The sequence below is a fragment of the Pseudomonas sp. TWI628 genome (assembly GCF_039673865.1).
Taxonomy (GTDB): Bacteria; Pseudomonadota; Gammaproteobacteria; order Pseudomonadales; family Pseudomonadaceae; genus Aquipseudomonas.
The window spans coordinates 64,164-79,493 of record NZ_JBDJMM010000008.1 but is presented as its reverse complement, the minus strand read 5'-3'; the positions used below and the strand labels follow the sequence as shown (position 1 = coordinate 79,493).

At 64.3% G+C, this 15,330-nt stretch carries 12 protein-coding genes; 9 read left to right on the top strand and 3 right to left on the bottom strand.

Annotated elements, in window-relative coordinates; translation table 11 throughout:
- The first annotated feature begins 146 nt into the window (after positions 1-146).
- From ABE528_RS08225 to cmoB, 7 genes are all read left to right on the top strand, one after another.
- Complete coding sequence (locus ABE528_RS08225; RefSeq protein WP_346652641.1) at positions 147-2,186, top strand: TonB-dependent receptor; 2,040 nt, start codon at positions 147-149, stop codon at positions 2,184-2,186.
- Between the two features lie 222 nt (positions 2,187-2,408).
- Positions 2,409-3,755: a carbohydrate porin gene (locus tag ABE528_RS08220; protein WP_346652640.1), complete on the top strand. Its 1,347-nt coding sequence runs from the start codon at positions 2,409-2,411 to the stop codon at positions 3,753-3,755.
- Between the two features lie 42 nt (positions 3,756-3,797).
- On the top strand, positions 3,798-6,209 hold the full coding sequence (locus ABE528_RS08215; protein ID WP_346652639.1) for a glucose/quinate/shikimate family membrane-bound PQQ-dependent dehydrogenase: 2,412 nt from the start codon (positions 3,798-3,800) through the stop codon (positions 6,207-6,209).
- A 159-nt stretch (positions 6,210-6,368) separates the two neighbouring features.
- Positions 6,369-8,795, top strand: coding sequence for an endopeptidase La (gene lon, locus ABE528_RS08210; RefSeq protein WP_346652638.1), 2,427 nt, complete (start codon positions 6,369-6,371; stop codon positions 8,793-8,795).
- 108 nt (positions 8,796-8,903) lie between these two features.
- Positions 8,904-9,296, top strand: coding sequence for a protease inhibitor I42 family protein (locus ABE528_RS08205; RefSeq protein ID WP_103449375.1), 393 nt, complete (start codon positions 8,904-8,906; stop codon positions 9,294-9,296).
- A gap of 89 nt (positions 9,297-9,385) precedes the next feature.
- A complete protein-coding gene (gene cmoA / locus ABE528_RS08200; protein ID WP_346652637.1) occupies positions 9,386-10,129 on the top strand; it encodes a carboxy-S-adenosyl-L-methionine synthase CmoA in 744 nt (247 codons plus the stop codon).
- Entirely contained in the window at positions 10,126-11,082 is a 957-nt protein-coding gene (cmoB, locus tag ABE528_RS08195; protein ID WP_152954565.1) for a tRNA 5-methoxyuridine(34)/uridine 5-oxyacetic acid(34) synthase CmoB, read from the top strand. The genes cmoA and cmoB overlap by 4 nt, the downstream gene beginning before the upstream one ends.
- 70 nt (positions 11,083-11,152) lie before the next feature.
- Here the strand turns inward: cmoB and ABE528_RS08190 are convergent, their stop codons facing one another.
- Positions 11,153-11,356 (bottom strand): hypothetical protein, encoded by a 204-nt coding sequence (locus ABE528_RS08190; protein ID WP_152954567.1) that lies wholly within the window; start codon positions 11,354-11,356, stop codon positions 11,153-11,155.
- 241 nt (positions 11,357-11,597) lie between these two features.
- Here ABE528_RS08190 and ABE528_RS08185 point away from each other — a divergent pair, with 241 nt between their 5' ends.
- On the top strand, positions 11,598-12,272 hold the full coding sequence (locus ABE528_RS08185; RefSeq protein ID WP_054884998.1) for a heavy metal response regulator transcription factor: 675 nt from the start codon (positions 11,598-11,600) through the stop codon (positions 12,270-12,272).
- On the top strand, positions 12,269-13,651 hold the full coding sequence (locus tag ABE528_RS08180; protein ID WP_346652636.1) for a heavy metal sensor histidine kinase: 1,383 nt from the start codon (positions 12,269-12,271) through the stop codon (positions 13,649-13,651). The genes ABE528_RS08185 and ABE528_RS08180 overlap by 4 nt, the downstream gene beginning before the upstream one ends.
- Positions 13,652-13,697: 46 nt before the next feature.
- Here the strand turns inward: ABE528_RS08180 and pdxJ are convergent, their stop codons facing one another.
- On the bottom strand, positions 13,698-14,438 hold the full coding sequence (pdxJ, locus tag ABE528_RS08175) for a pyridoxine 5'-phosphate synthase (protein WP_027917871.1): 741 nt from the start codon (positions 14,436-14,438) through the stop codon (positions 13,698-13,700).
- A gap of 43 nt (positions 14,439-14,481) precedes the next feature.
- Positions 14,482-15,165: a DNA repair protein RecO gene (gene recO / locus ABE528_RS08170; RefSeq protein ID WP_152954570.1), complete on the bottom strand. Its 684-nt coding sequence runs from the start codon at positions 15,163-15,165 to the stop codon at positions 14,482-14,484.
- Between the last annotated feature and the right edge of the window lie 165 nt (positions 15,166-15,330).

Genomic DNA, 15,330 nt, shown 5'->3' with positions numbered 1-15,330 from the left:
GATGCGCACCTTACACGAGTGTAGTGGCAGGTGGGATCCGTGTTGCCTGCGGAAAAAGCGCTGGCCAGGCGCAAAACCTCTGTGCTGAAATAGTGATGTTATATTGTAACACTTCAAAAGCATCTGCCAAGGAACGCCTCATCCCCATGCTGCACATCCCGCTTCGCCTCTCCCCCCTCGCTGTCGCCCTGTGGCTCGCCTCATCACCCAGCCAAGCCGTGGAACTGGAGCCCCAGGTCATCACCGCCAACCCGCTGGGCAACCGTCAACTGGCGGCCCCCAGCACCGTGCTTGAAGGTGACAACCTGCTGCAACAGCAGCACGGCAGCCTCGGTGAAACCCTGAACAAGCAACCCGGTGTAGCCTCCACCTGGTTCGGCCCCGGCGCCAGCCGCCCGGTAATTCGTGGCCTGGATGGCGACCGCATTCGCATCCTGCGCAATGGCGTGGGTGCTCTGGATGCCTCGTCGCTGTCCTACGACCACGCGGTGCCGCTGGACCCGGTCACGGTCGAGCGCGTGGAAATCGTCCGCGGCCCGGCCGCCCTGCTCTATGGCGGCAATGCCATCGGCGGCGTGGTCAACACGTTCGACAATCGCATCCCCGATTCGCCGATCGAGGGCATCCACGGTGCCGGCGAACTGCGCTACGGCGGTGCCGACACCACCCGCAGCAGTGCCGGCAAGCTGGAAGCCGGTGACGGCACCTTCGCCCTGCACCTGGACGCCAACAGCCGCCAGTTCAATGACCTGCGCATTCCCGGCTACGCGCAAAGCGCCAAGGTCCGTGACGCCGACGCGCCAGGCAGCCGCCACCGCCTGGAAAACAGCGACGGCCGCCAGGACGGTGGCGCGATCGGCGGCGCCTACAACTGGGAGCATGGCTATGCCGGGCTGTCCTACAGCCGTTACGACAGCAACTACGGCTCGGTGGCCGAGGCTGGCGTGCGCCTGGACATGAAGCAGGACCACTACGCCTTTGCCTCGGAACTGCGCGACCTGGACGGCCCGTTCAGCTCGGTCAAGGTCGATGCTGGCTACACCGACTACGAGCACAGCGAGATCGAGGAAGGCGAGGTACACACCACCTTCAAGAACAAGGGCTATGAGGCCCGTATCGAAGCCCGTCATCAGCCGCTCGGCCCGCTTGAAGGCGTGATCGGCGCACAGGTCAGTCGCAACGCGTTCTCGGCGCTGGGCGAGGAAGCCTTCGTTCCGCACACCGACACCGACAGCCTGGCGCTGTTCATGCTCGAACAATGGCAGGCCACCGAGCGCCTGAACCTGAGCCTTGGCGCCCGCCTGGAACATACCCGGGTCGACCCCGACGCCAAGGGCAATGAAAACTTCGTCGATGCCGACAGCGCCAGCAGCTTCAATGCGTTCAGCCTGTCCTCAGGCGCGGTGTACCAGCTCGACCCGATCTGGTCGCTGGCTGCCAACCTCGGCTACACCGAACGCGCCCCGACGTTCTACGAGCTTTACGCCAACGGCGCCCACGTGGCCACCGGCGCTTTCGAAGTCGGTGATGCCAGCCTGAACAAGGAAAAAGCCATCTCCGCCGACCTGGCCCTGCGCTTCGACAACGGCACCCACAAGGGCAGCGTCGGGGTGTTCTACAGCCACTTTCGCAATTACATCGGCCTGATCGGTACGGGCAACCTGCGTGAAGGCCATGACCATGACGAGGATGATCACGACCACGATCATGACGATGGTGGCTTCCCCGAATACCGTTACCAAGGCGTGCGTGCACGCTTCTACGGCATCGAGGCACAAGATCGCTGGAAGCTGCTGGAAAACCGCTATGGCAGCTTCGCGCTGGAACTGTCGGGCGACTACACCCGGGCCAAGAACCTCGACAGCGGCGAGCCATTGCCGCGTATTGCCCCACTACGGCTGAACAGCGGACTGGTATGGGAACTGGACCGCTGGCAGGCACGGGTGGATGTGCAACATGCCGCATCACAGCATCGCAAGCCTGAGAACGAGACCCGTACCGATGGCTACACCACGCTCGGGGCCAGCGTCGGCTACCGCTTCGACATCGGCCAGAGCCAGTGGCTGGCCTTCGTGCGCGGCGAGAACCTGACCGACCAGACCGTGCGCTATGCCAGTTCGATCCTGCGGGATATCGCGCCAGCACCGGGGCGCAGCGTGGAAGTTGGACTGCGGACCAGCTTCTAAGCCGCGAGGGGGCTGCCAAGCAGCCCCTTTCTCAGCGGACTGTTACCGGATCAGCAACAATCAACTGCGACAATTTGTCTTTTTTTCTTACAACTTCCCCTATATTCTCCCCGCCGCAAGCTGAATCGCTTCATCCAGCATTCCCAATTGCCTTTTCCATCGAAGAGCCCGCTCATCGGTGCGCTTGCCATTTGCTCAATAATCAAAAGATAGCGCTATCTCATGTTCCAGCTGCCCAAAACCCGCTACACCAGTTTTGCCCTCATCGCCTTTACCGCCAGCCTGCCAGGCACGGCCAGCGCCAGCGAACCCTTCGCCAAGGACTCCCCCTGGATGTTCGGCGACTGGGGCGGCAGCCGCACCGAGCTGCTGGAAAAAGGCTACGACTTCACCCTCGGCTACACCGGCGAGATGGGCAGCAACCTGCACGGCGGCTACGACCACGACCGCACGGCACGCTACAGCGACCAGTTCACCTTTGGCAGCCACCTGGACCTGGAGAAGATCCTCGGCTGGAACGACACCGAGTTCCAGCTGACTATCACCGAACGCCACGGCGACAACATCAGCAACGACCGTATCAACGACCCGCGGGTCGGCGGCTTCACTTCGGCCCAGGAGGTCTGGGGCCGTGGCGAAACCTGGCGGCTGACGCAAATGTGGATCAAGCAGCAATACTTCGACGGCGCCCTGGACGTGAAAGTCGGCCGTTTCGGCGAAGGCGAGGATTTCAACAGCTTCCCTTGCGACTTCCAGAACCTGGCCTTCTGCGGCTCGCAGGTGGGCAACTGGGTCGGCGGCATCTGGTACAACTGGCCGGTCAGCCAGTGGGCCATGCGCGTGCGCTACAACCTCAACCCAGAGCTGTACGCCCAGGTAGGCGTGTATGAGCAGAACCCGTCCAACCTCGAATCGGGCAACGGCTTCAAGCTCAGCGGCAGCGGCACCCAAGGCGCGGTAATGCCGGTTGAACTGGTATGGAGCCCACGCCTGAATGGCCTGAAAGGGGAATATCGCGCCGGCTACTACTACAGTAATGCCAAGGCACAGGATGTTCTCAAGGACAGCAACGGCCAGCCGGCCGCCCTCAGCGGCGCCGCCTACCGTAGCAGTTCGAGCAAGCACGGCTTGTGGCTCGGGGCCCAGCAGCAGGTCACCTCGCAGGCCACCGACCAGTCGCGCGGCCTGAGCCTTTTCGCCAACGCCACGGTGCACGACAAGAAGACCAATGTCATCGACAACTATGTTCAGGCTGGACTGGTTTACAAGGGCCCCTTCGACGCCCGTGCCAAGGACGACATCGGCTTCGCCGTCGCCCGCGTGCACGCCAACCCGGCCTACCGCAAGAATGCCCGCCTGGCCAATCAGGTGGCCGGCCTCGACGACTACGACAACCCGGGCTACCTGCCGGTGCAAGACACCGAGTACAGCGCCGAACTCTATTACGGCATTCACCTGGCCGACTGGCTCACGGTGCGCCCGAACCTGCAGTACATCCGCCATCCGGGCGGGGTGTCGCAGGTTGACAGCGCGCTGATCGGCGGCCTGAAGATTCAAAGCACGTTCTGACCACCTTCACACTGACTACCTTCAAAAAAGGGAGAACCTACGATGAGCACTGACGGTGCCAACCAAGGAACCCGCTGGCTGCCACGCCTGATGGGCGTGTTGCTGTTGCTGATGGGCCTGGCCCTGCTGGCCGGCGGCATCAAGTTGAGCCAGCTGGGCGGCTCGCTGTACTACCTGATTGCCGGTATCGGCTTTGCCCTGTCGGGCGCTCTGCTGCTGGCCAAGCGCCGCCTCGCCCTGGGCCTTTATGGCCTGGTGCTGCTGGGCAGTACGGTGTGGGCGATGCTGGAAGTGGGCCTGGACTGGTGGCAACTGGTGCCGCGCCTGGCCATCTGGTTCGCCATCGGCGTGGTGTTGCTACTGCCGTGGGCCCGTCGCCCGCTGACCGGCCCTGCAGCCAGGGCCAACACCGCGCTGCTGAGCGTTGCCGTGCTGGCTTCGGGCGCCTGTGCCTTGGGCAGCCAGTTCACCCACCCGGGTGAAGTGTTTGGCGAACTCGGCCGCGACAACAGCGAAATGGGCAGCGCCGCACCGGCCATGCCGGATGGCGACTGGCAGGCCTATGGCCGCACCGAGCACGGCGACCGCTATTCGCCGCTGCGCCAGATCACCCCGCAGAACGCCTACCGCCTGGAAGAAGCCTGGCGCATCCGCACCGGCGACCTGCCGACCGACAACGACCCGGTCGAACTGACCAACGAAAACACCCCGCTGAAGGCCAACGGCATGCTCTATGCCTGCACCGCCCACAGCAAGGTGCTGGCCCTGGACCCGGACACCGGCGCCGAAATCTGGCGCTATGACCCACAGATCAAAACCCCGGTCGGCACGTTCAAGGGCTTCGCCCACATGACCTGCCGCGGCGTCTCGTACTATGACGAGAACAGCTACGTCAGCCGTGACGGCAGCCCGGCACCGAAGGTGTCCGACGCCGGCCAGGCCGTGGCCCAGGCCTGCCCACGCCGCCTCTACCTGCCGACCGCCGACGCCCGCCTGATCGCCATCAACGCCGACAACGGCAAGGTCTGCGAAGGTTTCGCCAACCAGGGCGCGATCGACCTGACCACCGGCATCGGCCCGTTCACCGCAGGCGGCTACTACTCCACCTCGCCCGTGGCGATCACCCGCAGCCTGGTGATCATCGGTGGCCATGTCACTGACAACGAGTCGACCAACGAACCGTCCGGCGTGATCCGCGCCTACGACGTGCACGACGGCCGCCTGGTGTGGAACTGGGACAGCAACAACCCGGACGACACCAAACCGCTCGCCGCGGGCAAGATGTACAGCCGCAACTCGGCCAACATGTGGTCGCTGGCCAGCGTCGACGAAGACTTAGGCATGGTCTACCTGCCGCTGGGCAACCAGACCCCTGACCAGTGGGGCGCCGACCGCACCCCAGGCGCCGAGAAGTACAGCGCCGGCGTGGTCGCCCTCGACCTGGCCACCGGCAAGGCCCGCTGGAACTACCAGTTCACCCACCACGACCTGTGGGACATGGACGTCGGTAGCCAGCCGACCCTGGTGCACCTGAAGACCAAGGACGAGGTGAAGCCGGCGATCATTGTGCCGACCAAGCAGGGCAGCCTGTACGTGCTCGACCGCCGCGACGGCACACCGATCGTGCCGATTCGCGAGATCCCGGTGCCGCAGGGCGCGGTCAAGGGTGACCACACCGCACCGACCCAGGCCCGCTCCGACCTCAACCTGCTGGGCCCTGAGCTGACCGAACAGGCCATGTGGGGTGCCACGCCGTTCGACCAGATGCTCTGCCGCATCCAGTTCCGCGAGCTGCGCTACGAGGGCCAGTACACCCCGCCGTCCGAACAGGGCAGCCTGATCTACCCGGGCAACGTCGGCGTGTTCAACTGGGGCGGCGTGTCGGTCGACCCGGTGCGCCAGCTGCTGTTCACCTCGCCCAACTACATGGCCTTCGTGTCGAAGATGGTGCCGCGTGAGCAGGTGGCCGCCGGCAGCAAGCGCGAGAGCGAGACCAGCGGTGTACAGCCGAACACCGGCGCGCCCTACGCAGTGACCATGCATCCGTTCATGTCGCCGATCGGCATCCCCTGCCAGGCACCCGCCTGGGGTTATGTGGCAGCCATCGACCTGTTCACCAACAAGGTGGTATGGAAGCGCAAGAACGGCACTACCCGCGACAGCACCCCGGTGCCGATCGGCATGCCGGTGGGCGTACCGAGCATGGGCGGTTCGATCGTCACCGCCGGTGGCGTCGGCTTCCTCAGCGGCACCCTCGACCAGTACCTGCGCGCCTATGACGTGAACAACGGCAAGGAACTGTGGAAGGCCCGCCTGCCAGCGGGTGGCCAGGCCACGCCGATGACCTATACCGGCAAGGACGGCAAGCAGTACGTGTTGATCGTCGCCGGCGGCCATGGCTCGCTGGGCACCAAAATGGGCGATTACATCATCGCTTACAAATTGGCTGAGTAACGCCATCGAGCCCCGCTCAGGGGCTCATTTACCTGTACCGGCGATGCCGCCGGTACAGGCCAACAAAGATGAAACCCTCCCCCTGCGCCCTTCGTCTACCATTGAAACCCATCCACCCGCGCCCCATCTAAGCACCATAGTCATTCACGCAGGTGCCCCATGAGCGACCAGCAGGATTTCCCGGAACAACCCGACGAACACAGCGCAATCGAACAGCCTGACACCCAGGCCAACACCGGCCACGGCCACGCCCTCGCCCTGCCCGGCCAGCAGTTGCCGGACAAGGTCTACGTGATCCCGATCCACAACCGCCCGTTCTTCCCCGCGCAAGTGCTGCCGGTAATCGTCAACGAAGAGCCCTGGGCCGAAACCCTCGACCTGGTGGCCAAGACCGAACATCACTCGCTGGCTCTGTTCTTCATGGACAGCCCGCCGGAAGACCACCGCCATTTCGACACCTCGGCCCTGCCGGAGTACGGCACCCTGGTCAAGGTTCATCACGCCAGCCGTGAAAACGGCAAGTTGCAGTTCGTTGCCCAGGGCCTGACCCGGGTGCGCATCCGCACCTGGCTCAAGCACCATCGCCCACCGTATCTGGTCGAAGTCGAATACCCGCGCCAGCCGGCCGAGCCGACCGACGAGGTCAAGGCCTACGGCATGGCGCTGATCAACGCGATCAAGGAGCTGCTGCCGCTCAACCCGTTGTACAGCGAAGAGCTCAAGAACTACCTCAACCGCTTCAGCCCCAACGACCCGTCGCCCCTCACCGACTTCGCCGCCGCGCTTACCTCCGCCACCGGTAATCAGCTGCAGGAAGTGCTCGACTGCGTGCCCATGCTCAAGCGCATGGAGAAGGTCCTGCCGATGCTGCGCAAGGAGGTCGAGGTCGCGCGCCTGCAGAACGAGATTTCCGCCGAGGTCAACCGGCAGATCGGCGAGCACCAGCGCGAGTTCTTCCTCAAGGAACAGCTCAAGGTCATCCAGCAGGAGCTGGGCCTGACCAAGGACGACCGCAGCGCCGACCTCGAACAGTTCGAGCAGCGCCTTGCCGGCAAGACCCTGCCCAAGCAGGCGCAAAAGCGCATCGACGAAGAAATGGGCAAGCTGGCCATCCTCGAGACCGGTTCGCCCGAATACGCTGTCACCCGTAATTACCTGGAGTGGGCCACCGCCCTCCCCTGGGGGGTATACGGCAAGGACAAACTCGACCTCAAGCATGCGCGCAAAGTGCTCGACCAGCACCACGCCGGCCTGGACGACATCAAGGAACGTATCCTCGAATTCCTCGCCGTCGGTGCCTGGAAAGGCGAGATCAGCGGCTCGATCGTGCTGCTGGTGGGCCCGCCCGGGGTGGGCAAGACCAGCATCGGCAAGTCCATCGCCGAATCCCTCGGCCGGCCGTTCTACCGTTTCAGCGTCGGCGGCATGCGCGACGAGGCCGAAATCAAGGGCCACCGCCGCACCTACATCGGCGCCCAGCCGGGCAAGCTGGTGCAGGCGCTGAAGGAGGTCGAAGTGATGAACCCGGTGATCATGCTCGACGAGATCGACAAGATGGGCCAGAGCTACCAGGGCGACCCCGCCTCGGCGTTGCTGGAAACCCTCGACCCCGAGCAGAACGTCGATTTCCTCGACCACTACCTGGACCTGCGCCTGGACCTGTCCAAGGTGCTGTTCGTGTGCACCGCCAACACCCTCGACTCGATCCCCGGGCCGCTGCTCGACCGCATGGAAGTGATCCGCCTGTCCGGGTACATCACCGAAGAGAAGCTGGCCATCGCCAAGCGCCACCTGTGGCCCAAGCAGCTGGAAAAGGCCGGCGTGGCCAAGACCAGCCTGAGCATCAGTGACAGTGCCCTGCGCACGGTGATCGAGGGCTATGCCCGTGAAGCCGGGGTGCGCCAGCTGGAGAAACAGCTGGGCAAGCTGGTGCGCAAGGCCGTGGTCAAGCTGCTGGAAGCCCCGGACGCCAAGCTCAAGATCGGCAACAAGGACCTCGAGGCCGCCCTGGGCATGCCGGTGTTCCGCAGCGAGCAGGTGCTGTCTGGCAAAGGCGTGATCACCGGCCTTGCCTGGACCAGCATGGGCGGTGCGACCCTGCCGATCGAGGCCACCCACATCCACAGCCTCAACCGCGGGCTGAAACTCACCGGGCAGCTAGGTGACGTGATGAAGGAATCGGCGGAGATCGCCTACAGCTACATCAGCTCGAACCTGAAGCAGTTCGGTGGCACACCTGGCTATTTCAATGAAGCGTTCATCCATTTGCACGTGCCCGAAGGCGCCACGCCCAAAGATGGCCCCAGTGCCGGGGTGACCATGGCCAGCGCGCTGCTGTCGCTGGCCCGCGACCAGGCGCCGAAAAAAGGCGTGGCCATGACTGGCGAGCTTACCCTCACCGGCCAGGTACTACCGATTGGCGGCGTGCGCGAGAAAGTGATCGCGGCGCGGCGGCAGAAGATCTTCGAGCTGATCCTGCCGGAGCCGAACCGCGGGGACTTCGAAGAACTGCCGGACTACCTGCGTGAAGGCCTGACCGTGCATTTCGCCAAGCGCTTCTCCGACGTCGCCAAAGTCCTGTTCTGACCTGCACCGGCCTCATCGCGGGTGAACCCGCGATGAGGCCAGCACTGACAACACAAAACCCCACCAGCATCGGGTATCCTCAGGCCATCGCCAGCCTCCGGAGCCACCATGACCGCATCTCGTCTGCTCGTTCCCCTGAGCCTCGCCCTGCTCGCTGCCTGCGCCCAGCAGCCAAAACAGACCGTCGAACTGGACGCCGAAAGCGAATGCCCCAAGCGCCTGCAGGTCGGCCAGAGCCTCACCCTGACCCTGCCCAGCAACCCCACCACCGGCTACCGCTGGCTGGTACAGAACCCTGCATCCAACGTGCTGCAAAGCCTGGGCCCTGAGGTCTACAGTGCCCCCGAGGACGCCGGTATCGTCGGCAGCTCGGGCATCTCGACCTGGCGCTACCAGGCCCGCACCGCCGGTGAAGGCCACCTGGTCCTGGTCTACCAGCAGCCCTGGGCGCCGGAAGTGCGCCCGGTACAGACCTTCGATTGCGCCATCCGGGTCAACTAAACGCAAAGCGCTGGTCAGCCAACCATGCATCCACGTCGCGGTTTGGCTAGAATGCCGGCCCTGCATATTGCCAGCCGCCTGGATTCACCGTGAGCAAACAACCCGACCGCCTTTTCGCCCAACCTCTGGAGCAAGTCCCCGACTTCGTGTTCAACGAAGACGTGGTGCGCGTGTTCCCGGACATGATCAAGCGCTCGGTGCCCGGTTACCCGACCATCGTCGAAAACCTCGGCGTGCTGGCCGCGCGCTTCGCCCAGCCGAACACTGCGCTGTATGACCTGGGCGCCTCCCTGGGTGCCGTCACCCAATCGCTGCGCCGCCATGTACGCAGCGACGGCTGCCGGGTGATCGCAGTGGACAATTCCGCCGCCATGGTCGAGCGTTGCCGCCAGTACCTCACCGCCCAGGACTCGATGTTCCAGGAATTGCTGCCGGTCGACGTGCTGGAAGCCGACATCCTCACCCTGCCCTTCGAACCGGCTTCGGTGGTGGCAATGAACTTCACCTTGCAGTTCATCGCCCCTGAACAACGCCTGGCGCTGCTCAGCCAGATCCGCCAGGCACTGCTGCCCGGCGGCGCGCTGATCCTCTCGGAGAAACTGCGTTTCGCCGATGACGAAGAGCAGACCCTGCTCAACGAACTGCACCTGGACTTCAAGCGGGCCAATGGCTACAGCGAACTGGAAATCGCCCAGAAGCGCAGCGCCATCGAGAACGTGATGAAGCCCGACACCCTGCAAGCCCATAAAGAACGCCTGCACGCGGCCGGCTTCACCAAGGTGGTGCCGTGGTTCCAATGCCTCAACTTTGCCTCGCTGATAGCCCTGCCATGATCGATCTGTCCCCCCTCGTCCGCCGCCTGGCGGGCACGCCCCTGGCTTCCTGGTCCCAGGGCCTGCAAGCACAACTGCAAGCCAAGCTGGAAAAAGGCCACGGCGACCTCGACCGCTGGCGCGGCGCGCTCGACGCACTGCCGAACCTGCAGCCCAGCGAAATCGACCTGACTGACGGCCTGCGCCTGGATTGCGCATGTGATGACGCCACCCGTGCGCAGATGCGCCAGGCGCTGATGGGCCTGTCGCCCTGGCGCAAGGGGCCATTCGACCTGTTTGGCGTGCACGTCGACACCGAATGGCGCTCGGACTGGAAGTGGTCGCGGGTCGGCCCGCACCTCGACCTCAAGGGCAAGCGCGTGCTCGATGTCGGTTGCGGCAACGGCTACTACCAGTGGCGCATGCTCGGTGCCGGTGCCGACATGGTCATCGGCGTCGATCCCAACTGGCTGTTCTTCTGCCAGTTCCAGGCCGTGCAGCAATACCTGCCCGAACTGCCCGCGTGGCACCTGCCCTTCGCCCTGGAAGAGCTGCCAGCCAACCTTGAAGGCTTCGACACCGTGTTCTCCATGGGCGTGTTCTACCACCGCCGCTCACCCATCGAGCACTTGCTGGCGCTCAAGGACTGCCTGGTCAAAGGCGGCGAGCTGGTGCTGGAAACCCTGGTGATCGAGGGTGACGAAAACCAGGTGCTGGTGCCCGAAGACCGTTACGCGCAGATGCGCAACGTCTGGTACCTGCCGTCGGTACCGGCCCTGGAACGCTGGTTGCGCCGCGCCGGCTTCACTGACGTGCGATGCGTGGATGTGAGCGTCACCAGCATCGAGGAACAGCGCAGTACCGAATGGATGCGCTACCAGTCGCTGGGCGATTTCCTCGACCCGAACGACCACAGCAAGACCATCGAAGGCCTGCCCGCCCCGCGCCGCGCCACCTTGCTGGCGCGCAAATAAAAAGGGCGTCCCTACGGACGCCCGAATCACACCTGTGCCGGGGAGCAGTGCCGGCACAGCTGCTGTTGCCTCAGTCCTTGGCCACCTCGCGGGCCTTCTCCTGTGCCTTGCGCTCGCGCTCGGCGATGGCCTGTTGCTTGTCGCCGTGCAGGCGCTCCTGGTCCTGGCGGAATGCTTGCCAGAACTGCTTGGAACGTTCGCCGCCGCCTTCGGCGTAGGCGCTGGCGCTGCCCAGGGCGAGGGCCGCCAGGAGCAGGTATTTGGTCAGGTTCATCGTGCTTGCCTCGTTGATAACCGATCAGACAGGGCAATCCTACCCAGGGGCAGCTAACGCCAAGGTGAGGCGGACATTACAGTCTTGCAATGTGCCCTTGGCAGGCAGCCAGTTAACACCAGGATTACAAATCCGTTATCTAGGCCGATGGGGCATTCGCATGCCGTAACATCCTGCGGCTTGACCCTGAAGCCCCTACAGGCTTGAGAATCCTGCCCTTTCCAGCACACCGAGCCCGCCCATGCGCCTACTGATCATCGAGGACGAACTGCGTACCGCCGACTACCTGCAACAAGGCCTGCGCGAAAACGGCTATGTAGTCGATTGCGCCCACACTGGCACCGATGGCCTGCACCTGGCGCGCCAGCAGCCCTACGAGCTGATCATCCTCGACGTCAACCTGCCCGAGCTGGACGGCTGGACAGTGCTGCAGCGCCTGCGCGCCGAATCGGCCACGCGGATCATGATGCTGACGGCCCATGGTCGCCTGTCAGACCGGGTCAAAGGCCTGGACCTGGGCGCCGATGACTACCTGCTCAAACCGTTCGAATTCCCCGAGTTGCTGGCCCGTATTCGCAGCCTGCTGCGGCGTAACGATCAACAACTGCAACCGAGCACACTGCGCGTCGCAGACCTTGAGCTGGACCCAGGCCGCCACCGCGCCTACCGCGCTGGCAAACGCATCGACCTGACCGCCAAGGAATTCGCCCTGCTCCACCTGCTGATGCGCCAGAGCGGCGAGGTGCTGTCACGCACGCAGATCATCTCGCTGGTGTGGGACATGAATTTCGATTGCGACACCAATGTGGTCGAGGTTTCGATCCGCCGCCTGCGGGCGAAGATCGATGATCCGTTCGAAGACAAGCTGATCCACACCTTGCGCGGTGTCGGCTACGTACTTGAGGCCCGCGTGTGAAGCACGCCAGCCTGTCACTCCGGCTGGGTCTAAGCGTGACCCTGATGGGCGCCGCCCTGGTGTTGCTGCTCGCCTGCCTGGCAGTGTTCGCCCTCGACCACGAACTGGACAGCCGCGCCCGCAAGGACCTGGCGCGCAAGATGCTGCAGGTGGAACACAACCTGCGGGTCGACCTGCGCAGCGAAGACCTTGGCAGCCGCGCCCATCCGTTGCTCGACCTGGTGATGGGCCATGACAACCTCAGCCTCAGCGTACTGGCCCTTGAGGGCCGCCACCCGCACCTGCTCAGCCTCGGCCCTGCGCTTGAGTCCCGGGTAGGCGAACTGCATACCGATTCACGGCTGAACTACCACGAGTGGCGTGACAGCAGCGGCAAACAGATCCTCACCGTCACCCGGCAGATGCGCCTGCGCGACGACACCCCGGTGCGGGTGATGATGTCGCTCAACCGCGCCGACGACCATGCCCTGCTGCAAGCCTACCTGCACTCGACGCTGCTGGCCCTGCCCCTGTTGCTGCTGCTGATCGGCGCCGGCGCCTGGTGGCTCGTGCAACGCGGCCTGCAGCCACTGCGCCACTTTCGCCGCATCGCCGGCCAGGTCTCAGCCCAGGACCTGCAACACCGGCTGCCCGCGACCGGGTTACCGCAGGAGCTGGCGGAGCTGGCACGCAGTATCAACGTGATGCTCGATCGCCTGGACCAAGGCGTGCGCCAGCTGTCGCAGTTTTCCGACGACCTGGCCCACGAGCTACGGACCCCGCTGAGCAACCTGATGGGCAAAGCTCAGGTCACCCTGGCCCGTGAGCGCGACACGGAAAACTACCGGGAAGTACTGGAAGACAGTATCGAGGAGCTGACCCGGCTCAACCGCATCATCAACGACATGCTGTTCCTCGCCCAAGTCAGCCAACCCCAGGCGCAGGTAGCGCTCAAGCCGCTGGCGTTGGCGGACGAAGCGGCGCAGGTGAGTGAGCTGTTTGCCTTCAGTGCCGAGCTGAAGGATATCGAGCTGCGTCTGCAGGGCTGGGGGACGGCGCTGGTGGATCGGCTGATGTTCCAGCGGGCGCTGTCGAATCTGTTGAGCAATGCCATACGGCACGGACCAGACGGACAGGCGGTGAGGCTGGGCGTCGAGCGCCAAGGCAGCGAAGTACTGATGTGGGTGGAGAATCAGGGGCCGGGGATTGCCGAAGAACATTGGCCGCAGTTGTTCGAGCGCTTTTACCGGGTGGGATCGGGGCGTTCGCGGCTGGAGGGCGGGACGGGGCTGGGGTTGGCGATCGTGAAGTCGATCATGCAGTTGCATGGGGGGCGGGTCGAGGTCCGCAGCAGGCTTGAAGGGCCCACTCGGTTCACCCTGGTGTTTCAAGCGGAATAAAGGGCTGCCTGTACCCGCGAAGAGGCCAGTACAGGCAGCCGATGAATCAGCGCGAAGCCGCGACGATCAACGCCTTCATCTCGGCCACAGCGGCCTTGAAACCGACGAACAGCGCATGCGCAACCAAGGCATGGCCGATGTTCAGTTCATTGATGCCCTTGATCGCCGCTACTGCCTCGACGTTGTGGTAATGCAGGCCATGGCCGGCATTGACGATCAGCCCCTGACCCACGCCAAACGCCACGCCATCGACGATGCGCTGCAGCTCCTCGGCCACTTCGGTCGGTGTTTCGGCATCAGCATAACGCCCGGTGTGCAACTCGATGGCCGGGGCACCGACACGGCGCGAAGCCTCGATCTGCCGCTCGTCGGCATCGATGAACAGCGACACTTCAGCACCGGTACGCGACAGGCGCTCAACCGCCGCCTTGATCCGCGCCTCCTGGCCGGCCACGTCCAGGCCACCCTCGGTGGTCAGCTCCTGACGGGTTTCGGGGACCAGGCAGATATGCGCCGGGCGGATTTTCTCGGCGAAGGCCATCATCTCTTCAGTGACGCCCATTTCGAAGTTCATGCGCGTCTGCAGCACGTCCTTGAGCAGCACCACGTCGCGCTCCTGGATATGCCGCCGGTCTTCGCGCAGGTGCACGGTGATGCCATCGGCGCCCGCTTCCTCGGCATCCAGCGCAGCCTTGACCGGGTCCGGATAGCGGGTGCCGCGGGCCTGGCGCAGGGTTGCCACGTGGTCGATGTTGACGCCGAGAAGCATGCGGTTGCTGTGAGTCACGAAAGGCTCTCCTGAAGATTGAGCCACACAGCATACGACGTGCTCAGCGCTTGCGAAACAGTTCCCGGCTGACCAGCGGCTTTGCCCCCAGGTGCACCGCCAGTGCCTGGCGCATCAGGCGCTTGGCGGCCAGCAAGGCGCCAGGGGCATCCCAGTCGGCCTGGGCCAGGGCCAACAGCTCGGTGCCGTTGAACAGGCCAGGCTGGGCCAGGTACACCCGCTCCAGGCCAGCGTCGACCCGCAGGCGGTACAGGCCGACGGCTTCGATCGGGTCTTCGTTGATGTCGTGGCTGAGCGAAAAGGTGTAACCCAGGTCTTCCAGCAGCCGCCATTCGAAGGAGCGCAATAGGGGTTCGAGCGGCCTTCCTGCCGCCAATGCCTGAAGGGTCAGGGCGTAATGCTCGAACAATTCGGGTTGCGGTGCCTCGGCGGGCAACAAGCGCATCAGCAGCTCATTGAGGTAGAGGCCGCTGAACAGCGCGTCGCCATTGAGCCACGCGGCAATGCCCACAGTGTCCAGGCGCCTGACGTTTTTCAGCTCACCTTTGCCGAACAGCTCCACTTCCAGCGGCACGAACGGCCGCACCAGGCTGCCACCCTTGCCGCGCGCACGGCGCAGCACCGCACGCATGCGGCCCTGTGGCGTGAAGAAGTCCACCAGAGCGCTGGTTTCCTTGTAGGCACGGCTGTGCAGGACGTAGGCCGGCTGGCCGACTGGCTGTTCCATAAAGATCACTCGTTACCTGCGCCCGGTAATACTGCTTGTTGGGGCTGCTGTGCAGCCCATCGCAGGCAAGCCAGCTCCCACCCCGACCGCATCGACTTCAAGTCATGTGCAGTCCCTGTGGGAGCTGGCTTGCCTGCGATGGGCCGCAAAGCGGCCCCAACAATC